The organism is Rhizobium phaseoli, from assembly GCF_001664385.1.
Taxonomy (GTDB): Bacteria; Pseudomonadota; Alphaproteobacteria; order Rhizobiales; family Rhizobiaceae; genus Rhizobium; species Rhizobium phaseoli.
Genome location: NZ_CP013536.1, coordinates 329,303 through 344,164, shown reverse-complemented (window position 1 = coordinate 344,164; position 14,862 = coordinate 329,303). Strand labels below are relative to the sequence as shown.

Below are 14,862 nucleotides of genomic sequence, written 5' to 3'. Positions count from 1 at the left end.
GTCGGATATGTGTTATGTCCTTGACTGACGGGGAGCGGCGACGGAGGCGTCAGCAAGCCGTCAGGTGCAGCAAGTCCGTCGAGGAGGAGGGCGTTCCGTGTCCATATCGAATTCGGTCATTGCGACGGATGGCGCCCCGGCAACTCCACGTCGGAAGGTTGCAGTCCTCACCAAGCGGCAGCGCAAAATCCGCAGTGCGCTCGTCGCCTATTCCTTCATCGCGCCGAATTTCATCGGCTTCGCCGTCTTCACGCTCGGCCCGATCCTGTTCGCCTTCGCCCTCGCCTTCATGCATTGGGACGGCTCGAATGCGATCACCTTCGCCGGGCTCGACAATTGCTGGCGGCTGTTCGACGACAAAGCCTTCGTCGCCGCCTTCTGGAACACGATTATCTACACGGTCGCCTCGGTGCCGGCGACACTGCTCTGCGCGCTCGGCCTCGCCGTCCTCCTCAACCAGAAGATCGCCGGGCGGAATTTCTTCCGCACGGCGATGTTCTTTCCCTATGTCGCCTCGCTGGTCGCCGTCGCCGTCGTCTGGAACATGATCTTCAATCCCGAGATGGGACCGGTGAACATGATCCTCTACACGCTCGGCCTCGACCCGAAGAACATGCCGGGATGGGCGGCCGATCGCCACTGGGCGATGGTGACGGTGATCCTCTTCGGCATCTGGAAGAACATGGGCTATTACATGGTCATCTATCTGGCCGGCCTGCAGGGGATCAATGCCGAGCTCTATGAGGCTGCCGATCTCGACGGCGCCAATTCCTGGCAGAAATTCATCCATGTCACCGTGCCGCAGCTCGGACCGACGACCTTTTTCGTCACCGTCATGCTGACGATCCAGTCCTTCAAAGTGTTCGACCAGATCTTCATGATCACCCAAGGCGGACCGGGCACATCGACGCTCGTCCTCGTCTACCACATCTACAACGAGGCGTTCATTTCCTGGGATCTCGGCTATTCCAGCATGATTTCGCTGGTGCTGTTCTTCCTTGTGCTCGCGGTCACGGTCTTTCAGTTCCGCCGCCAGCGGGAGGACGAGGCATGAGGATCGCCGGACGCAAAATCACCGTCAAAACGGTCCTCCTCTATGTCATCGTCATCACGGTGACGGTGGTGATGCTGATGCCCTTCGCCTGGATGCTCTCGGCGTCGCTGAAGCTCAGCCGCGACGTCTTCGCCTTCCCGATCGAGTGGATACCGTCTCAGCCGCAATGGCATAACTACGTCGATATCTGGACGAAGATCCCGCTTGCGCTCTTCATCTACAACACCTCGAAGCTGACGATCATCGTCACGCTGCTGCAGCTTCTGACTTCAAGCTTTGCGGCCTACGCCTTCGCCAAGCTGAACTTCCCCTACAAGAACACGCTGTTCCTCGGCTATATCGCCACCATCGCCATGCCCTGGCAGGTCTATATGGTGCCGCAGTTCCTGCTGATGCGCGAGTTCGGCCTCAACAACACGCATCTGGCGCTGATCTGCCTGCAGGCCTTCACCGCCTTCGGCGTCTTCCTGATGCGGCAGTTCTACATGTCGATCCCGACCGAGCTTTGCGAGGCGGCGCGCATCGACGGCATGAACGAATATCAGATCTGGGCACGCATCATGCTGCCGCTCTCCAAGCCTGCGCTCTCGACACTGACGATCTTTACCTTCGTCAGCACCTGGAACGATTTCCTCGGACCGATGATCTATCTCACCAAGACCGAGCTGAAGACCGTCCAGATCGGCCTGCGCATGTTCATCTCGCAATATTCGGCCGAGTACGGGCTGATCATGGCGGCCTCCGTCGTCGCCCTCGTGCCCGTTCTCATCGTCTTCCTCGCTCTGCAGCGCTTCTTCGTCGAGGGCATCGCCTCGACGGGACTGAAGGGTTAAAGCCATGAATGCCGTTTCAACAGTCGCCCCGCAGCCGATCACCGATAAGGAAGTGAACGCCGCGCTCGATCTCGCCGTCGAGCAGGTCAGGCGCAACCTTCCTCAGTTCACCTATGCCGCGCAGAACCATTCGAGCGTCAACAACTTCTATCCCGCCGTCGCCAACGACCAATGGACCGCCGGTTTCTGGCCGGGCGAGCTGTGGCTCGCCTTCGAGCATAGCGGCGATCCTGTGTTCCGGCATGCTGCGCAGATCCAGGTCCAGTCCTTCCTGCATCGAATCGTCAACCGCATCGAGACCGACCATCACGACATGGGCTTTCTCTATTCGCCCTCCTGCATCGCCGCCTGGAAGCTCGTCGGCGACGAGGACGGCCGCAAGGCGGCGATGCTGGCCGCCGACCAGCTGATCGAGCGCTTCCAACCGATCGGCCAGTTCATCCAGGCCTGGGGCCGCAAGGGCAAACCAGAAGAATACCGCTACATCATCGATTGCCTGCTGAACCTGCCGCTTCTCTACTGGGCCAGCAGCGAGACGGGCGATCCGAAATACCGCGAGATCGCGCTCATTCATGCCCGCACCACGCTCGCCAACTCGGTGCGGCCCGACGATTCCACCTATCACACCTTCTACATGGACCCGGTCACCGGCGCGCCGGTGCGCGGCGCCACCAAACAGGGCTACCGGGATGACAGCGCCTGGGCACGCGGGCAGGCCTGGGGCATCGCCGGCATGGCCATCTCCTACCGCTACGAGCGGATCGAGGAGTATCGCCAGACCTTCGACCGGCTGCTCGCCTTCTATCTCAACCGGCTGCCGGCCGACATGGTGCCCTATTGGGATCTCGTCTTTTCCGATGGCGACGGCGAGCCGCGCGACAGTTCCTCGGCTTCGATCACCGCCTGCGGCCTGCTTGAGATGGCCGATCTCGTCGATGCCGAAGCCGCCGAACGCTACCGCATGCTGGCGCGGCGCATGGTGAAGAGCCTTGCCGATCACTATGCGGTCAAGGATCCCACCGTCTCCAACGGCCTGGTGCTGCACGCCACCTATTCGAAGAAATCGCCCTTCAACACCTGCCGCGGCGAGGGCGTCGATGAGTGCGTCTCCTGGGGAGATTATTATTACATGGAAGCTTTGACGCGCCTGTCGCGCCGCTGGTCTTCCTATTGGTGACGTCAGGAGAACCCGATGGCCAGCATTTCGCTTAAAGAGCTGAACAAATCCTACGGCGCGCTCACCGTCGTCCACGATATCGATCTTGAGATTGCCGACAAGGAATTCATCATCCTGGTCGGCCCCTCCGGCTGCGGCAAATCGACGACGCTCAGGATGATCGCCGGCCTCGAGGAGATCTCCGGCGGCGAGCTTCGGATCGGCGGCGACGTCATGAACGATGTCCCCTCCAAGGACCGCGACATCGCCATGGTCTTCCAGAACTATGCGCTCTACCCGCATATGACCGTCTACAAGAACATGGCCTTCGGCCTGCAGTTGCGCAAAGTCTCGCGCGATTTCATCGACAAGCAGGTGCAGGACGCCGCCAAGATCCTCGACATCACCCATCTCCTGAACCGCAAGCCGAAAGCGCTTTCGGGCGGGCAGCGCCAGCGCGTCGCGCTCGGCCGCGCCATGGTGCGCAATCCCGCCGTCTTCCTTCTCGACGAGCCGCTTTCCAATCTCGACGCCAAGCTGCGCGGCACGATGCGCAGTGAAATCACCAAGCTGCACAAGCGCCTTGATGCCACCTTCATCTACGTCACCCACGACCAGGTGGAAGCGATGACGATGGCCGACCGGATCGTCGTCATGAAGGACGGCCACATTCAGCAGGTCGACACGCCGCAGAACCTCTACGACCGCCCCGTCAACATGTTCGTCGCCGGTTTCATCGGCGCGCCGCAGATGAACATGCTGCCCTCGACCATTCAGCGCCGGGGCGACGGCTATGTCGCCGTCTTCGACGGCCGCGAGCTGCCGCTGCCTGATCATTTCGACAAGAGCCGGATCGCGCCCTATGCGGGCCGCGAACTGGTGCTCGGCATCCGCCCGGAGAATTTCCACGAACTGCCGCCGGCCGACATCCCGACCGAAAATCTCGCACCCGTGAAGGCGGTGGTGGAGCTTGCCGAACCGATGGGCTCGGAGGTGCATCTGAACATGGTGGCCGGCGGTCGCAATCTCATCGCCCGTGTGTCGCCGCGCTTCCGGCCCGATATCGGCGAGGAGGCGACGCTTATTGCCGACATGAGCAATGCGCAGCTGTTCGACAAGGAAACGGAACGCTCGATTCTTTACTGAGGCGCCTGCGGGAGACGGCCATGCAGTGGTTGCGGGACATGTGGACGAAGGAGGGACCGGGCATTCCGAAGGATGCGCCTGCGAAGACCGGCCTTAGCCTGTTCGCCGACATCCTCGCCCGCGAATGGTGGGAGATGGTGAAGCTCAACATCCTGTTCATCCTGGCTTCTCTCCCCGTCGTAACGCTGCCGGTGGCACTCGCCGCCATGGCCCGCGTCTCGGTGGCCCTCGTCGAGGATCGCAACACCTATCTCCTGCGCGACTTCACCGAAGCATTCCTGCACTATTTCTGGCGCGCCACCGCCTGGGGTCTGGTGTTGACGGGCGGGCTGGCGCTCGGCATCTATGCAATCCTCAGCTATGCAGCCGGCGCGCGTGACAACCTGGTGCTCGCGGCACCACTGGCGGTCGCGCTTGTTGCCACCGCCTTCCTTGCCGTCACCGCCTGCCATCTCATCGTGCTGATGGTCGTGCGCGACCTGCCGGCGCTGCGGCTCCTGCGCCTGGCCGCGCTCGCCGCCGTCGCCCGCCCGCTGCCGGCGCTTGCAGCGCTCGCCTTCAACGCTGCCCTGTGGCTGACGCACATCCTCTTCTATCCGGTTTCCGTGTTCATGCCGGCGACGTTCAATTTTTCACTCGGAATGTTCGCCGTCGCATTCGGCGTCCATCGGGCAGTGGTGTTGGTTCTGGACCTGCCAGAGGCAATGCGGCCGCACCGACACTTCAAAAATAACTGATCCAGAGACGATCCAGGGAAGGAGAACAGGAATGTATTTGGATAAATTCGGGAGGACGGTGAAACTTGCCGTGGCAGGTTTCACCCTGGCCGCGACGACGGCTGGCGCAGCACTGGCCCAGGACGCCGTAACGCTGAAATGGGCTTTGTGGGACTGGGACAAGACGGCCTATTACAAGCCGCTGATCGAGGCCTATCAGGCCAAGCATCCGAACGTGAAGTTCGAGCCGATGGATCTCGGCTCGCAGGACTACCAGCAGATGATCTCGACGCAGCTGACCGGCGGCTCGAAGGATATCGACATCGTCACCATCAAGGACGTGCCGGGCTATACCAATCTGGTACGCGCCGGCAACATCGCCGATCTCAGTGGCTTCGTGAAGGATCAGAAGATCGATCCGGCGCCCTACGGCGGCCTGATCGAGGAGCTGACCATCGACGGCAAGATCTATTCGCTGCCGTTCCGCTCCGACTTCTGGATCGTCTACTACAACAAGGACATCTTCGACAAGGCCGGCGTCCCCTACCCGACCAACGACATGACCTGGGCGCAGTTCGACGCGACCGCCGAGAAGCTCGCAGGCGGCATGGGCACCAACAAGACCTATGGCGCGCTGCTGCATACCTGGCGCTCAACCGTCCAGCTGCCCGGCATCCTCGACGGAAAACACACGCTGGTCGATGGCGACTATGCCTTCCTGAAACCCTGGTACGAGCGGGCGCTCACCCTGCAGAAGGACGGCGCCATCCCCTCCTATGCCTTCCTGAAGACCTCGAACACGCATTATTCGGCGCTCTTCTTCAACGGCACGATCGGCATGCTGCCGATGGGCACCTGGTTCGTCGGAACCCAGATCGCCAAGGTCAAATCCGGTGAATCGAAGAGCAAGAACTGGGGCATCGTGAAGTTCCCGCATCCCGATGGCGTGCCGGCCGGCACGACTGCCGCGCAGATCTCCGGTCTGGCGGTGAACTCCAATTCCCAACACAAGGATGCGGCGCTTGATTTCATCAAGTTCGTCACCGGCCCGGAAGGTGCGGCGGTCATCGCGGCGACCGGCACCTTCCCGGCGCTGAAGACAGCTGACGTCAGTGCCAAGATCGCCTCGACGCCCGGCTTCCCTGAGGATGAGGCCAGCAAGGAAGCGCTGATACCGGCCAAAGCCTATCTGGAGATGGCGGTCAATCCGAACGCCGCCAAGATCGAGGTGGTGCTGAACCGCGCCCATGACGCGATCATGACCGACAACACCTCCGTCGACGACGGGCTCAAGGAAATGACCGACGGCGTGAAAGCCATCAAGTGAGCACCCACGCCATCCGGCCGCGGTGAGCGTTTCACCCGCGGCCGGTTCTGTTTTAGTGATTTCGAGCAGACGATGATCTATGATCCCACCAGAGCCAATCCGCTTTCCGGCAATCCTCTGAAGACGCGCGACGATCTGGCAAAGGCCGTCATCGATCTCTTGAGCCCCCTTCTGCCCTATTTCTCCGAAGGTGGCGCCCGGGTGCGCCTCGGTGCCACAGGCGCGATCTTCGACCGGGCGGCGGCGGATCTCGAAGGTTTTGCGCGGCCGCTCTGGGGCATCGTTCCCCTTGCCGCCGGCGGCGGCCATTTTCCGCATTGGGATCTCTATCGGCGCGGGCTGGCGAACGGCGCCAACCCTGATCATCCTGAATATTGGGGCGATCTCGCCGACCGTAACCAACGGCTGGTCGAACTCGCCGCCGTTGGCTTTGCGCTGGCGCTCGTGCCCGAACACATCTGGGAGCCGTTGAGCGGCAGCGAGAAGAAGACGGTTGCCGCCTATCTTCTCCAGGCACGGAACCTGGAATTCATCGACAACAACTGGAAATTCTTCCGCGTCCTCATCGATCTCGGGCTGGAGCGCGTCGGTGTTCCGTTCGACCACGGCAAAACGGTCGCCTATCTCGATGAAGCCGAGGCTTTCGATCTCGGCGAAGGCTGGTATCGCGACGGGCCGGTACGGCGGGTCGATCATTACATTCCCTTCGCCATGCATTTCTATGGCCTGATTTATGCCGTGCTGGCGCGCGGCGACGAGGCGCGCAAGGAGCGCTTCCGCCATCGCGCCGAAATCTTCGCCCGGGATATCCGCCACTGGTTCGGCCCCGATGGCGCTGCCCTTGCCTTCGGCCGCAGCCAGACCTACCGTTTTGCCGCCGGCGGCTTCTGGGGCGCGCTTGCCTTTGCCGGCCTCGAAGCGCTGCCTTGGGCCGAGATCAAGGGCTATTACATGCGCCATATCCGCTGGTGGTCGGCGCTGCCGATCGCCGACCGCGACGGCGTTCTCTCCATCGGCTACGGCTATCCGAACCTCCTGATGAGCGAGAGCTACAACTCGCCCGGCTCGCCTTATTGGGCGCTCAAATTCTTCCTGCCGCTCGCCCTTCCCGAGGATCATCCGTTCTGGGTCGCCGAAGAAGCGCCGCAGCCGCAATTCCCGCAGCCGGTTCCCTTGAAGCCCGCAGGCATGGTCGCAATGCACACACCGGGAAATGTCGTCGTGCTCTCCTCGGGCCAGCAGCACGACAAGATGCGCGGCGCCAACGAGAAATATTCGAAATTTGTCTATTCCACCCGCTACGCCTTCAACATCGAGGCCGACGACCGCAATTTTACCGCCGCAAGCTTCGACGGCATGCTCGGCCTCTCCGACGACGGCGTGCATTTCCGCATGCGCGAGACAATGGAAGAGGCGCTGATATCCGGCGACCGGCTCTATTCGCGCTGGCGCCCCTGGAACGACGTCACCATCGAAACCTGGCTCATCCCCGCGCCCCCCTGGCACATCCGCATCCACCGCGTCGCCACGCCCCGGGCACTGAGCACCATTGAGGGCGGCTTCGCCATCGAACGCGCCGATTTCAACGCCGATCGCTCCGAACAGGGTGAAGGCCGGGCCGTCTGGTACGGCCAGACGGACGTGAGCGCGATCTTGGACCTATCGCCGAATCCCAGGGCTGGCCACATGATGAGCCCGATCCCGAATACCAACCTCATCCACGCCAAGACCCTGCTGCCGCAGTTGCGCGGTGAACTCGGCCCGGGAACCACGATGCTCGTCACTGCCGCGATGGCCCTGCCGAACGGCGCGGATTGCGTAGCGGCGCTGGACAATTCGCCGGCATGTCCCGATCTTGAGGAGTTGGAGCGGCATTTTCGCGAGAAAGGCGTGCGCGTCCCGGCCTTTGCTCTCCTGTCGTAGCTTGGTCTTGGCAAGACTTAAGCGACTAATCAGAGATAGCAAGAGCAGAAAATCCGGCCGATCCTTGGTTCAGCCCCAGGGCTATTCAACAAGTTCGGCCTGGCCATCCTGAAGCCGATAAAATCCGGTTTGCGGCACCGGCAGCTTCAGCATTTCCTCTCGGGACAATCCAAGATATATGCCTCGTATCAGTCTGCCCGTCAGCCCGTGGGATACGGCGATCGTCGTCGAGCGAAGCTGTGACAACCACTCCTTGACGCGTGCGCAAGCTGCATCGAATGTTTCTCCGTCAGGCGATCGAAAGAACCAGTTGAAAGCATCGGCACCTTCGAGCATGCCCGGATATTCCATGTCGATTTCGTAGTGGCTCATGCCATCCCAGGACCTGGTCGTGACCTCCATCAATCTTGGTTCATCGCGGCTGGCCAAGGGTATATAGCGCGCGATGCGCGCTACTGTTTCTTTGGTACGACCGAGCGGGCTGACGTGAACATCGATTTCACCGTCATGCCGCTCTAGTTCGCGGGCAAGAAGCTTGCCGGCCTGATCCGCCTGCTGCCGCCCTCTTTCAGTGAGAGGCGAATCCTTTTGTCCTTGAAACCGACCTGCCGCATTCCAGATCGTCTCTCCGTGCCGAAGGAGAAAAATTATCGTCAATCCTCTGAACCCTTCTACGGGGCGCTACTGAAATTCGCCCAATATGCGCCGCACCCGCTTGCCTAGCCCGTCGCAACGCGCTGCTCGTCCAACATTTCGGCGCCTATCGGAATCCGCAGCGTAAATGTCGTGCCGTTTCCGCGGCTGCTCGCCACGTCTATCGTTCCCCCGTGAAGCTCGACAATCTGCTTGACGAGATTGAGGCCGATGCCGGTGCCGGCAATGCCCGTGGAGCTTCTGGCGCGGAAATAACGCTGGAACATCTTCGGGAGGTCGTCGGCGTCGATGCCAATGCCTTCGTCGCGCACGGTGATGCAGACGCGTTCTCCTTCCTGCCATCCTGAAACATGGACGTTTGGAGAATCCGGCGCGTATTTCACGGCATTGGAGAAGAGGTTGCTGAAGACTTGGTCGAGCGCGGGACGATCGCCGTAGATGGTTTCGGGAAGCTCGTCCAATTTAAGCAGAAAGCGATGCGACCGCCGGATGCTTTCCTGACGGGCGCTGCAGGTTTCGATGATTTCGGCGATCGAGCAGGGCTTCGGCACGATGGTGATCCGGCCATGATCCAACCGCCCGGCAGCAAGAATGCTTTCCATCAGTTCAAGCATACGGGAAACCGAGCTGCGGATCTGGTCGGCCTTTTCGGCAAGGAATTCCGGCGTCGCCGCCTCCTTGCGCCGAATGAGCCGCTGCGCCGCACCGTCGATCACCGCGAGCGGGGTGCGGAACTCATGCGACGCCATCGAGACGAACTGGCGCTGCAATTCGTTGATCTGCTTTTCCTGTTCGAGCATGCGCTCGAGTTCTTCCGTCTGCCGCGCCAGCTCGACGGTGCGCGAGCGCACCATCTCTTCCAGCGTGTCGCGGTGCTGCAGCAATGCCTTTTCGGCACGCTTGGCCTCGGTGACGTCGACGACGGCCATCAGTGATGCCGCCTTGCCCTTGTGGTTCAAGCAAGTGGAATAGACGGTGACTTCGATGGCGCCGCCATCTGCCTTGAGGTGGCGGAAGGAGCAGGTCGTGGCGGCTGGATCCTCGGCGTCGAAGACGGCAGCCGTTGCCCGATCGGCGTCCTGCGGCGCCTGAATGTCACGCAGCGTCATTGTCAGGAACTGCTCCAGCCGGTAGCCATAGTGATCGATGGCGGCCTGATTGACATGAAGGAATTTCAGGGTTTCGCGGTCGTACACCCACATCGGCATCGGATTGCCTTCGAACAGCAGCCTGAACGACGCCTCCTGCATCTTCAGATCGGTGATATCGACGCGGATGCCGACGCTGCCCCCTTCGGAGATCCGGCGTTCCTCGATCCGGATCCATCGGTTTCCGGGCAGGCGCTGCTCGTGTTTGCTGGTGGGCTCCGCATGACGGGCCAGACGCTCCTCAAGCCATTCCTGTTCGCGCCCGACCGCCTCCGGATACTGGCCGCATTCGAGACCTGTGCGCAAGCGGTCTTCGAAGCGCATCCCTTTGACAAGCATATCGCCGCTTTCGGCGTAAAGCTGTTCGTATCGCCGGTTCCACAGGACGAAGCGGTCTTCGGCGTCGAACAGAACGAGGCCTTCGGGGACGACTTCGAAAGCGGCCAGAAGCCGGGCATGTGCCGCCCGCGCCTCCTGCTCGGCGCGTTCTGCCTGGGCGTGCGCCTCTGCAAGCGCTTTTTCCGCAAACCAGGCCTGTGTGATATCCTCATGGGTCGATACCCAGCCGCCCTCCGGCGTTCGCTGATGATAGCCGCGGATGATCTGGCCGGTTTTGAGTTCCTTGATCCAATCCTGGGGCGCGTCGCCCATATTGGTCGCTACGGCCCAGGCGAGATAGTCCGACGTGGACGTGGCGGGGACGGCGCCAACGTCCGCTCGCAGTTTCAGGATGTCTTCCAGTGACTGCCCCGGATGAATGACGGCGGGATCGAGTCCGTAAACCTCCGCATACCGATTATTCGAAAGAAGCAGCCGGGCGTCCTCGTCAAACAGGCAGACACCCTGTCCCATGCTGGCAAGCGCCGTGTCGAGTTGCTCGTTGCGCCGCCGCAGGTGCGCCTGCGCCGCGCCGAGTTCGATGTGTCGCTTGATGCGGGCAACGAGCTCGGCGGCGGAGACGAGGTTGGAGACACAATCCACCGCACCGGCGGCAAACCCCGCAATCCTGGTTTGCTCGTCCTGAGGCGAGACCACAATAATCACCGGGATATCACGCGTTACGGCGTTTCCCTTGAGACGCCGGCAGTCTTCAAGACCGCGCCCCTCCGGCGACAGGGCGTCGAGCAGAATAAGCTCCGGCAACGGCCGCTTAGCGGCGCATTCATGAAATTCATCTCGATCGAGGTGAACGCCGAGCACGATATCGTGTTGATCAAGGCAATCGCCAATTCCGGGCAGGCCCGTCAATGCACCATCCATTGCGGAGATCATGTGCAGCTCGTCGGACAAGACTACTCCCCCGTTCACGCAAGTCGACGCGACCATAAGTCGTATGAGTTAATAAGCGACTTACCGCTGGTCGGCCTGCGATCGCGGCCCGTTTCATAGTCAGGAAATGGTTAGCGGGTGGCGGCTATTTCTTGGACTCCGAAAGAGTTTCGCTCTCGACACTGAGGTTGCATCGGCCATCGATGGCATGACGGGAACCCTGTATCTGCCGGCGCGTTCAGCAAAGCAGCGGCTTCAGGAGTTCCCAATGCCAGCCAATGTTTCCACTTCGGCCTCCGGACTCGAACCGCGCAAGGGCAGCCCCAGCCCGCGGCTCGACGAGCCCGAATTCAAGCGGCGCTTCCTCAATCAGTTTCGTGATCCGGCCTACGGCAAATTGCAGGAAGAGCTTGCGAAACTCGCTTCGGCAGCCTGGGAAGCCTACGCAAATTCGAGAAAAAGCCCGAAGACCCGCAAGGCCGGCCCCGGCTTCGCCGATCCCGATTATGATCTGGCTGAAGACTGGCTGGCGGCCCGCGACGCCATCCGTGATGCGCAAAAGCGGCATGACGACCCGAACGGGCCTACCCGTCTGCTTCTCGTCAACGGCTCGACGCGCAGCGAACACACCTGCCCGGGCGAGATTTCGAAGAGCTACCGTATGGTCGATATCGCCAGGGAGGTGCTGGAGCAGCAGCGCCACGTGAAGATCGAGGTCCTCGACCTGAGCCGGCTCGCCTCGGAATACGGCAGGCAGATCCACCCGTGCAAAGCCTGCTTCTCCACTGCGGCGGCTCTCTGTCACTGGCCCTGTTCCTGTTATCCCAACTATTCGCTCGGGCAGATCCATGACTGGATGAACGAGATCTATCCGATGTGGGTCGAGGCGCACGGCATCATGATCGTCACGCCGGTGCACTGGTATCAGGCGCCGTCATCCCTGAAGCTGATGATCGACCGGCTTGTCTGTGCCGACGGCGGCAATCCGGATCCCACAAGCACGCACGGAAAACATGCCGACCAGGCAAAACAGCTGGAGATGAATGGATGGCCCTATCCCCGCCATCTCGAAGGCCGCCTGTTTTCCGTCGTCGTTCATGGCGACACGGAGGGTGCGGAAGATGTCCGCAGGAACCTCTCGGACTGGCTGAGATCGATGGATCTTATTCCAGCCGGCCCGCTTGCCGAAGTCGATCGCTATATTGGTTATTGGGAGCCCTATGCGACGAGCCACGTAAACTACGAAAAGGACCAGGCGATGCAGGAGGAAATCCGCAATGCGGGTCGAACGCTGTACGAAGCCGCGACCGCCAAGCGCCAAGGCCCCCAGATCGCTGCCGGCGCCGGCTTGCGGCAGCCGCGTCAGAAATAGCGCCGCGAACGACTCTTGCCGGCAGGACCTTGGCTGTGGCCGCAGAACGGAACACCTATTGTCCGTTCTCTATATCGCGTAGCAGATCCAGGCCGCGTTGATACTTTTCCTTGTTTTTGCCGATCTGTTCGGCCTGTCGGAGATTGTCTTCAAGGTCGGCCCGCTTGACAGGCAGAGCGAGCGGATTTGCTGCCGCACGCCTGACGAATTCCTCGTCCGGCTCGTCGGGCCGCTGGGTCAACGCGTCCACCGCCGAGATGATCGCCGGCGGGAAGCCTTCCTCTCTCAGCCTGTCGAGCGTCCAGCCGCTGCCTTTTTCTGCAACGTCGTGAAGGTAGGCGACGGTTCGCGCCTCATCGCCCGACACGAGAAGCGCGACCCGCTGACAGTGCTCGAAGAACGGTTGGCCGGTTTTGTCCGTCTGGCCGCCATGTGCGTCCATAGCGATCTGCATGGCGTGGTCGAGATGCTGCATGACGATTACGGTCCTTCGGTCTCTCTGATCTTCTGCCGCGAAGGCTTCTCCCCCGTGGTTATTTCGATATCGGGCGCAGCCGCCCCGGCAGCTTGACCACCTGCGAGGCGTGGCCGGTCGAGATCGCCGCTTTCCCCTGCGCCTTGAAGCAGCGCCGCGTCGTCCCTGTCGTCTTGATCGAGCAGGTCCTGCAGCGTCTCATGCTCGTCCTCGCCAGCCAGCTCGTCGCAGGCTTGCATCCAATGGCGCAGGTCCGCCCCTTCAGGGCGGCCTTCGGCCTCCCAGATTTCGTAGGCCCGCCGGCGTATCTGTTCGTGTTTGTCTGTGGCCATGATCTTCTCCAGTTCCGACCTGACCTCGCAAGATGCCGAAAACTAGGCCGCCATCTGCCGGCAGCTTTCAGCGCAGCTCCGGCAGGCATCGACACACGCCTGCATATCGCCCATTCGTTCGCAGTCGGCCGCGCACTCCGTGCAAATCTCGGCGCATTCACGGCAGGTATGTTTATGGTGATCGGTGCCGATCAGCATGAAATGCGCGGACGTGCGGCAAATCTCGGCGCAGGCCATCATCAGCCTGAAATGCGCAGGCTCCGTATGCTTTCCACCTGCTTCGAGACAGTGGCTCATTGCCGTGCGAAGACAAACGCCATAGCAACGCAGGCAGTTGTCGATGCATTTCTGCATTATCGGATCCATCTCATGCATGTTCTTCCTCCAATTCATCGCGTGACGACCAAATCGAGCGGCCGTGTTTCAAGGCGTGTTGATGGTGGGAAGAAAATCCTCCACCTGCTTGCGCTCATTCTTTGGAAGCGTCTCCACCCGTTCCTGCCAGAAGCGTTCGGCCGCCGGCGGATCCTCTTCCCATTGGCGAACAGTGGTGATGTTGTCGTCGATCTTGGACCGGCGCCGCCCCCCGAGGCTCAGATACTCTTTCGCAAGTTTCAGGCTTGGAGTTTCAGCGCTGGTATCGCGATCCAGTGTCGAACCCGCATTGCGCCGGGCTGCGTCCGATGCTCTTTGGCGATCGACCTCGGCCCCTTGCGTATCGAAGGAGCGCGCGTCGTCGGTTCCGCTTTCGGGTGGCGTGCTGATTTTCGAAGTGTTCATGGATCACCTGTCGATGCTGTGATCCATTAACCTTCGCCAGCCGTGAGAGTTCCGCAGGCTGGCGATTGATTTGCGCGGGGCAATCAGTGAACGGCCATGCTGACCATGCGATACGGGTGCACGGCCTCGAACTGCGAGATCATCGCCGTCGCCTCGAGCAGGACGCGCTCGGCATTCTCGGGATCGTCCCGAGCGAGTTCGTCGGCGTTGACGCGGATCGCTTCGGCCATATTGTTCGACAGCACAGCAAATTGCATATTCCCCTCTACGAGGGCCTCGCGCGCCGTATCCTCCAGCGTGCGAGCGATATCGACGAAGATTTCCTCGCGTTCCTCGATAGTGAGGTCTTTGATTATATTGGTCTTCTCTTCCATGTCACTCACTCCTAAAAGACGTGGGACGTTGATCGAGCTCATCGAGCCTCGATCGCCTGAGAGCTAGGAACGCCGATATCCGGATTCAAGCCGGAACACAGTTTTGAACTCGTCTTCCAGACGAGGGGATGACCATCGTCATTGGTTCGAACGCAGGAGCCGGTCTTCGGTTCCCCCGCGAGGTCATTAGCAGTCACCGGTCGCGAGTGCTAATTTTTCTGCGTCGCCCCTTGAAATCGAAAAACCATCGAACCAGATCAAACGCGCAAGGCGCGCGACCTTGCACCCGCCCGGACCTCGTCA

At 61.1% G+C, this 14,862-nt stretch carries 15 protein-coding genes; 8 read left to right on the top strand and 7 right to left on the bottom strand.

The window, feature by feature from the left end; all coding sequences use genetic code 11:
• Positions 1–97 precede the first annotated feature (97 nt).
• The 7 genes from AMC88_RS28800 to AMC88_RS28770 all read left to right on the top strand — a co-directional run bounded on the left by AMC88_RS28800 (position 98) and on the right by AMC88_RS28770 (position 8,155).
• A complete protein-coding gene (locus AMC88_RS28800) occupies positions 98–1,054 on the top strand; it encodes a carbohydrate ABC transporter permease (RefSeq protein WP_064830159.1) in 957 nt (318 codons plus the stop codon).
• Positions 1,051–1,887, top strand: coding sequence for a carbohydrate ABC transporter permease (locus AMC88_RS28795; protein ID WP_064826433.1), 837 nt, complete (start codon positions 1,051–1,053; stop codon positions 1,885–1,887). Before AMC88_RS28800 ends, AMC88_RS28795 begins: the two co-directional genes overlap by 4 nt.
• A gap of 4 nt (positions 1,888–1,891) precedes the next feature.
• Positions 1,892–3,064: a glycoside hydrolase family 88 protein gene (locus AMC88_RS28790; RefSeq protein WP_064829593.1), complete on the top strand. Its 1,173-nt coding sequence runs from the start codon at positions 1,892–1,894 to the stop codon at positions 3,062–3,064.
• Positions 3,065–3,079: 15 nt separating this feature from the next.
• On the top strand, positions 3,080–4,189 hold the full coding sequence (locus AMC88_RS28785; RefSeq protein WP_064829594.1) for an ABC transporter ATP-binding protein: 1,110 nt from the start codon (positions 3,080–3,082) through the stop codon (positions 4,187–4,189).
• Between the two features lie 20 nt (positions 4,190–4,209).
• A complete protein-coding gene (locus AMC88_RS28780; protein ID WP_064829595.1) occupies positions 4,210–4,926 on the top strand; it encodes a DUF624 domain-containing protein in 717 nt (238 codons plus the stop codon).
• Between the two features lie 31 nt (positions 4,927–4,957).
• Positions 4,958–6,232 carry an ABC transporter substrate-binding protein gene (locus tag AMC88_RS28775; RefSeq protein WP_064829596.1) on the top strand — a complete coding sequence of 425 codons (1,275 nt, stop codon included), beginning with the start codon at positions 4,958–4,960 and terminating at the stop codon, positions 6,230–6,232.
• Positions 6,233–6,304: 72 nt separating this feature from the next.
• A complete protein-coding gene (locus tag AMC88_RS28770) occupies positions 6,305–8,155 on the top strand; it encodes a DUF2264 domain-containing protein (RefSeq protein WP_064829597.1) in 1,851 nt (616 codons plus the stop codon).
• Positions 8,156–8,236: 81 nt separating this feature from the next.
• On the opposite strand, the gene AMC88_RS28765 is transcribed toward AMC88_RS28770, so the two are convergent.
• Entirely contained in the window at positions 8,237–8,812 is a 576-nt protein-coding gene (locus tag AMC88_RS28765) for a histidine phosphatase family protein (RefSeq protein ID WP_064829598.1), read from the bottom strand.
• Positions 8,813–8,874: 62 nt separating this feature from the next.
• Entirely contained in the window at positions 8,875–11,247 is a 2,373-nt protein-coding gene (locus tag AMC88_RS32805) for a PAS-domain containing protein (RefSeq protein WP_404817474.1), read from the bottom strand.
• Between the two features lie 247 nt (positions 11,248–11,494).
• Here AMC88_RS32805 and AMC88_RS28755 point away from each other — a divergent pair, with 247 nt between their 5' ends.
• Positions 11,495–12,598, top strand: coding sequence for a flavodoxin family protein (locus AMC88_RS28755; RefSeq protein WP_064830158.1), 1,104 nt, complete (start codon positions 11,495–11,497; stop codon positions 12,596–12,598).
• 55 nt (positions 12,599–12,653) lie between these two features.
• Here the strand turns inward: AMC88_RS28755 and AMC88_RS28750 are convergent, their stop codons facing one another.
• The 5 genes from AMC88_RS28750 to AMC88_RS28730 all read right to left on the bottom strand — a co-directional run bounded on the left by AMC88_RS28750 (position 12,654) and on the right by AMC88_RS28730 (position 14,559).
• Positions 12,654–13,073, bottom strand: a complete 420-nt coding sequence (locus AMC88_RS28750) for an HD domain-containing protein (protein ID WP_064829600.1) — start codon at positions 13,071–13,073, stop codon at positions 12,654–12,656.
• 5 nt (positions 13,074–13,078) lie between these two features.
• Positions 13,079–13,405 carry a DUF2934 domain-containing protein gene (locus AMC88_RS28745; protein WP_064829601.1) on the bottom strand — a complete coding sequence of 109 codons (327 nt, stop codon included), beginning with the start codon at positions 13,403–13,405 and terminating at the stop codon, positions 13,079–13,081.
• A gap of 42 nt (positions 13,406–13,447) precedes the next feature.
• Positions 13,448–13,780, bottom strand: coding sequence for a four-helix bundle copper-binding protein (locus tag AMC88_RS28740; RefSeq protein ID WP_064829602.1), 333 nt, complete (start codon positions 13,778–13,780; stop codon positions 13,448–13,450).
• Between the two features lie 48 nt (positions 13,781–13,828).
• Positions 13,829–14,185, bottom strand: coding sequence for a hypothetical protein (locus AMC88_RS28735; protein WP_064829603.1), 357 nt, complete (start codon positions 14,183–14,185; stop codon positions 13,829–13,831).
• An 83-nt stretch (positions 14,186–14,268) separates the two neighbouring features.
• Positions 14,269–14,559: a hypothetical protein gene (locus AMC88_RS28730; protein ID WP_037117840.1), complete on the bottom strand. Its 291-nt coding sequence runs from the start codon at positions 14,557–14,559 to the stop codon at positions 14,269–14,271.
• Positions 14,560–14,862: the final 303 nt, after the last annotated feature.